The organism is Ruegeria sp. K11 (assembly GCF_056531905.1).
Genome location: NZ_JBQFMP010000038.1, coordinates 1 through 3,037, shown reverse-complemented (window position 1 = coordinate 3,037; position 3,037 = coordinate 1). Strand labels below are relative to the sequence as shown.

Annotated in this window: 2 protein-coding genes; both read left to right on the top strand. The window is 62.0% G+C overall.

From position 1 onward, the window contains the following. A partial coding sequence (locus ACR0K4_RS22885; protein ID WP_480522296.1) for a (2Fe-2S)-binding protein occupies positions 1-474 on the top strand: 474 nt, incomplete at its 5' end. 51 nt (positions 475-525) lie between these two features. Continuing rightward, positions 526-2,886 (top strand): xanthine dehydrogenase family protein molybdopterin-binding subunit, encoded by a 2,361-nt coding sequence (locus ACR0K4_RS22880; RefSeq protein WP_480855904.1) that lies wholly within the window; start codon positions 526-528, stop codon positions 2,884-2,886. Positions 2,887-3,037: the final 151 nt, after the last annotated feature.

The following is a 3,037-nucleotide window of genomic DNA, read 5'->3' as shown; positions in this document are numbered from 1 at the left end:
TCTATGACTGTGAACGGATTATCTGTGAGCGGTGATGTTGAGGGTCGGACGTTATTGTCTGGATTTTTGCGTGATCAATTGGGTTTGACGGGGACGCATGTTGGGTGTGACACGGCGCAATGTGGGGCCTGTGTTGTGCATGTGGATGGTCAGGCTGTGAAGTCTTGTAACATGCTGGCGGTTGAGGCGGATGGGGCCGAGGTTGGCACGATTGAGGGTCAGGCGGCTGAGGATGGGTCTCTGAATACGATCCAACAGGCGTTTCAGGATCATCATGGCCTGCAATGCGGGTTCTGCACGCCGGGTATGGTGATGAGTGCGGCGGCTTTGCTGAAGGACAATCCGCGCCCGACGGAGGCTGAGATCCGCAAGTATCTGGAAGGCAATCTGTGCCGGTGCACGGGCTATCATAACATCGTCAAGGCGATCCTGGCCGCATCCGGCCAAGACGTTGGTCAAATCGCCGCCGAGTGAGGCGGGCGAGAATTTTCGACGAAAATTCTTTTCCAGGGAGGAGAACAAGCAATGCCCAAAGACAGTGGCATCGGAGCCAGTTCCAAGCGGCGCGAGGACGTGCGCTTTCTGACCGGAGCGGGCAACTATACCGACGACATCAACGTGGCCGGACAGGCCTATGTGCATTTTCTGCGCTCGGATATCGCGCATGGCCGGATCACCAGCCTTGATACCTCGGCGGCGGCAGCCATGCCCGGCGTGGTCAAGGTGTTCACCGGCAAGGACTTTGAAGGCGTGGGCGGCATGCCCTGCGGCTGGGAGGTGACGGACAAGCACGGCGCGCCGATGCAGGAGCCTCCGCACCCCATTCTGGCGCAGGGCAAGGTGCGCCATGTGGGCGATCCCATTGCCGCCGTTGTGGCCGACAGCCTGGAACAGGCGCGCGATGCGGCCGAGGCGATCGAGGTGGACATCGAAGAACTGCCCGCGGTGATCGACATGAAGGCCGCGGCGCAAGAGGGCGCGACGCTGGTTCATGACGATCTGAAGAACAATATCTGCTATGACTGGCAGCTGGGCGAGGCCGATGACGCCAAGGTTAACGAGGTCTTCGCCAATGCGGCCCATGTGACCACGCTGGATCTGGTGAACAACCGTTTGGTCGCCAACCCGATGGAGCCCCGCGTGGCGGTGGGTGAGTACAAGCGCGGGACGGATGAGTACACGCTTTATACGACCTCGCAGAACCCGCATGTGATCCGCTTGCTGATGTGTGCCTTTGTGCTGGGCCTGCCCGAGCATAAGGTCCGCGTGGTGGCCCCGGATGTGGGGGGTGGCTTTGGCACCAAGATTTTCCACTATGCGGAAGAGGCGTTCTGTACCTTCGCCGCCAAGGCCTGCAACCGGCCGGTGAAGTGGACCTCGAGCCGGTCCGAGGCGTTCATGTCGGATGCCCATGGCCGCGATCATGTCAGCACCATCGAACTGGCGCTGGATGCGGACAACAACTTCATCGGTCTGCGCACCAATACCTTCGCCAATCTGGGGGCGTATCTGTCGACCTTCTCCAGTTCCGTGCCCACATGGCTGCACGGCACGCTGATGGCGGGCAACTACAAGACGCCGGTCATTCAGGTGAATGTGAAGGCGATGTTCACCAACACGGTTCCGGTGGATGCCTATCGCGGTGCCGGCCGACCCGAGGCGACGTTCCAGCTGGAACGCGTGGTGGACAAGGCCGCGCGCGAGCTGGGCGTCGATCCGATTGCGCTGCGCCGTCAGAACTTTGTCACCCAGTTTCCCTATGACACGCCGGTGGCGCTGACCTATGACACCGGGGATTACAACGGGACCATGGACAAGCTGGAGGCCGCCGCCGATCTGGCAGGCTTTGCCGCGCGTCGTGCGGAAAGCGAGGCCAAGGGCAAGCTGCGCGGCCTGGGCATCAACTGCTATATCGAGGCCTGTGGCATTGCCCCGTCGAACATCGTTGGCATGCTGGGCGCGCGCGCAGGGCTCTATGATGCGGCGACCGTGCGGGTGAACGCCACCGGATCAATCAGCGTTATGGTGGGGGCACACAGCCACGGGCAGGGGCATGAGACCGCCTTCCCGCAGGTTGTGGCCGACATGATCGGCATCGACGAGTCGATGGTCGAGATCGTGCATGGCGACACCTCGAAGATCCCGTTTGGCATGGGCACCTATGGCTCGCGCTCGCTGGCGGTCTGTGGCTCGGCCATGGTCAAGGCGACCGAGAAGGTGATCGACAAGGCCAAGAAGATCGCCGCCCACCTGCTGGAGGCGTCCGAGGCGGATATCGAGCTTAAGGACGGTCAGTTCAGCGTGGCGGGCACCGACAAGTCGGTGGCCTGGGGCGATGTGACCCTGACGGCCTATGTGCCGCATAACTTCCCGCTGGAGGTCGAGCCGGGGCTGGAGGAGACCGCGTTTTACGACCCGGCCAACTTCACCTTCCCCTCGGGCGCCTATGCCTGCGAGGTCGAGGTCGATCCCGAGACCGGTCAGGTCAGTATCGAAGCCTTCACGGCGGCGGATGACTTCGGCAACATCGTCAATCCGATGATCGTGGATGGTCAGGTGCATGGCGGTATCGGTCAGGGCATCGGTCAGGCGCTGCTGGAGAACTGCGCCTATGACGAGAATGGCCAGCTGCTGAGCGCGTCGTTCATGGATTACGCCATGCCGCGCGCCGATGATGTGCCCTTCTACGGCGTGGATCATTCCAGCCAGACGCCGTGCACGCATAACCCGTTGGGGGTGAAGGGCTGTGGTGAGGCCGGGGCCATTGGCTCGCCGCCTGCGGTGGTCAATGCGGTGCTGGATGCGCTGAATTCGGGCGGCAAGGCGGTGGATCACATCGACATGCCGGTGAGCCCGTCGCGCGTCTGGGCGGCGATGAACAGCTGAGTTGGAGAGGTTGGGGTGCGAGGGGCCAGCCCCTCGCGCTCCCCGGAGTATTTCCAAAAAGATGAAGGGTGCGGGAGTGCCTTTCGGAAAGGATGAGCGAAATGTACAGTTTCGAGTTTGAGAAGCCCTCGAGCATTGCGGATGCGGTTGC